Source organism: Pseudoruminococcus sp., from assembly GCF_047012705.1.
GTDB lineage: Bacteria > Bacillota > Clostridia > Oscillospirales > Acutalibacteraceae > Pseudoruminococcus.
This window is the reverse complement of sequence record NZ_JBKXNW010000003.1, coordinates 110,656-112,848: the sequence shown is the minus strand read 5'-3', so window position 1 is coordinate 112,848 and position 2,193 is coordinate 110,656. Positions and strand designations below refer to the sequence as shown.

Sequence of the window (2,193 nt, the reverse complement as noted above, 5' to 3'; positions counted from 1 at the left end):
AAATAATGATTTTGATTTCGATTTTACGCCAATCGGTCTGTCTATCAAGAAAGCCAGAACAGCACAGGGTATGACGAGAGGACAGCTTGCCAGTATCGTTGACTACGACCCAAGGCATTTACAGGCGATTGAAAATGGGGGTAGGCAAAAGCCGAGTCTGGAGCTGTTTATTCAGTTTGTGACGATGTTCAACATTTCGGTTGACGAGTACATATTCCCCAATAAGGAAGTCAATAAGAATTCCGCCTGCAAACGTTTAGACGCACAGCTCGACAATTTAGATGATAAAGAACTGTCCATTGCAGAAACAACCGTCAACAGTTTATGTAAGGCAAAAAAACAGAGGAAGGAAAAACCTCTGTTTTTCTTTTGCCCTTTTTAATAGGCAGGAATACCGTACCCGCAGATAACGCTGCCGACGGCGTATTGCTTCTGCCTGCAAGCATCGCCAGAGTTACCCTCGACGGTATAGACAATCATCACATATCTGCACCCTTGTTTTATTGCCACAGACGGGGCATAGCACCCACTCTGCTTTATTGTTTATATCCATAAGATACCTCGCTGATACTACCGTCAAAGTAAACCAAATCTCCATCTTGATAATTCCAAACAGCTTGGAATTTCGTAGGATATTTAATGCCATTGGAAGCAAGTTGATAATCATTACAAATTGCAGACCACGGTACATATTCCATACTTCCGTCTGTTCCTGCAGTGGCTCTGTCATTTGTGGTAAAAGAAATCATTTCATACTGCTCATTAAAAGTAAAGATACCGCTTGCCGTTTGCCCTTTGTAATTGATTGTCGCCTGTACTTCAAAATCGCTTATTTTCTCAAAAGAAATATAATCCTGCAACAGAATGGTAGGGGCAAATAAACTTTCCGCAAGATAAGTAGCAAGGCAAGCCTTATCCATATCTGTCCCCGTCTGGTTGAATAAGGTAATTGCTTTTGCAATTACACCTTTCATACCGCCAATCCCATTTTGATAGTAGTCATATCCCTCAAAAGGAATACCGAACATACTGCTGTCAATGAGTGCCATTCGGCAAGGCTCATTGATGAAGTTATATTGTGTGTAGTCGATTTTTAGAGTGGGTCCGTTTTTGCCCTGTGAGAAATCGACATTGTGGTATTCCATCTTGAGATAGGACATTTTGGGTTTTCCAATATATCCACACTCTTGTATGTACTTCTGAATAGCAGTAGGCAGGCTGCTAAAATCTTCTTCTTCAAAAACCTCATCATTTATCTGTAGTTGATTTTCAGATATAAGAGCGTCAATGTCTTTCTGAAAATCTCTTTTTACTGGGGAGTATGGAATATTAAACCATATCAAAATAATTCCAACAAGTATAAACAATACACCAATTACTATAAACACTTTTCTTTTCCTCACTTCTTTCATAGTTAATCTAATTCCTCCACATAGCTTTCTATTCGCTCTAATCCTACATAGAGCTTTGAATAGAGGGAAAATAGTTGTCCAATTTCTTCTTCGCTAAAATCGGAAAATAACAGACTTAATGCCTTCATATGCCGTTCTCCGATTTCTTCAGCATAGCGTTGCACCTCTTCTGTCGGTTGAACAAGAACGGAGTTGTTGCTGCTTAATAGCAGATGGACAAAACCTTTCTTTTCAAGTGCTAACGCTAATTTCTTTACATTTTGCCTTGAACATCCCATCAGGTTTCCGATGTTCGTTAGTGTTCGCGGCTCTGGGCAACACTCCGTCATTGCAAGCAGAAGCCATTGTTTCATAGATATTTCGGTTTGAAGTTTTTCGCCAGCGGTCTGCATACGATTTTGCAAAACAAAAATACTTGAAAAGATTGCCTGCATCCTGTGCTGCGTATCGCAGTCGAATTGCTCAAATAGTTCGGTCATTTTTATGTGCGCCTCCGTTTAGTGGTAACAAGTTCCTACTCGCTCTAAGTATAGTAACTTGTTACTGCAATGTCAAGTCCTCAGATAGAAAATTTACAAAAAATTTCAGAACGCTTTTCCACTTCCTTGACACAGAGATTATATCTCTTATTGCAAGAAGTTTCACACCGTTTAACAGGAAGCCAAATCTCTGTAAAATATAAGAGTAAGATTTTTAGAGTATAGGTGGTGAGCTTATGGACGAAAGAAATAATGATTTTGATTTCGATTTTACGCCAATCGGTCTGTCTATCAAGAAAGCC

The 2,193-nt window shown here is 39.5% G+C and carries 5 protein-coding genes and 1 pseudogene; 1 reads left to right on the top strand and 5 read right to left on the bottom strand.

Features of this window, described 5'->3' with window-relative positions; genetic code table 11:
* A partial coding sequence (locus tag ACLU24_RS03970; RefSeq protein WP_412610476.1) for a helix-turn-helix domain-containing protein occupies window positions 1-382 on the top strand: 382 nt, incomplete at its 5' end.
* Here ACLU24_RS03970 and ACLU24_RS14640 read toward each other — a convergent pair.
* The 5 genes and pseudogenes from ACLU24_RS14640 to ACLU24_RS03950 all read right to left on the bottom strand — a co-directional run.
* A pseudogene (locus tag ACLU24_RS14640) lies at window positions 379-477 on the bottom strand (CHAP domain-containing protein); the annotation flags it as partial. The gene ACLU24_RS03970 and the pseudogene ACLU24_RS14640 overlap by 4 nt on opposite strands.
* Window positions 455-553, bottom strand: coding sequence for a cysteine-rich KTR domain-containing protein (locus tag ACLU24_RS03965; protein ID WP_412610475.1), 99 nt, complete (start codon window positions 551-553; stop codon window positions 455-457). The pseudogene ACLU24_RS14640 and the gene ACLU24_RS03965, both read right to left, overlap by 23 nt.
* Entirely contained in the window at window positions 537-1,388 is an 852-nt protein-coding gene (locus tag ACLU24_RS03960) for a DUF6544 family protein (RefSeq protein ID WP_412610474.1), read from the bottom strand. Before ACLU24_RS03960 ends, ACLU24_RS03965 begins: the two co-directional genes overlap by 17 nt.
* A gap of 26 nt (window positions 1,389-1,414) precedes the next feature.
* Window positions 1,415-1,891: a MarR family winged helix-turn-helix transcriptional regulator gene (locus ACLU24_RS03955; RefSeq protein ID WP_412610473.1), complete on the bottom strand. Its 477-nt coding sequence runs from the start codon at window positions 1,889-1,891 to the stop codon at window positions 1,415-1,417.
* 80 nt (window positions 1,892-1,971) lie between these two features.
* Window positions 1,972-2,193, bottom strand: a 222-nt coding sequence (locus ACLU24_RS03950) for a hypothetical protein (protein WP_412610472.1), incomplete at its 5' end; no start/stop codon positions are given.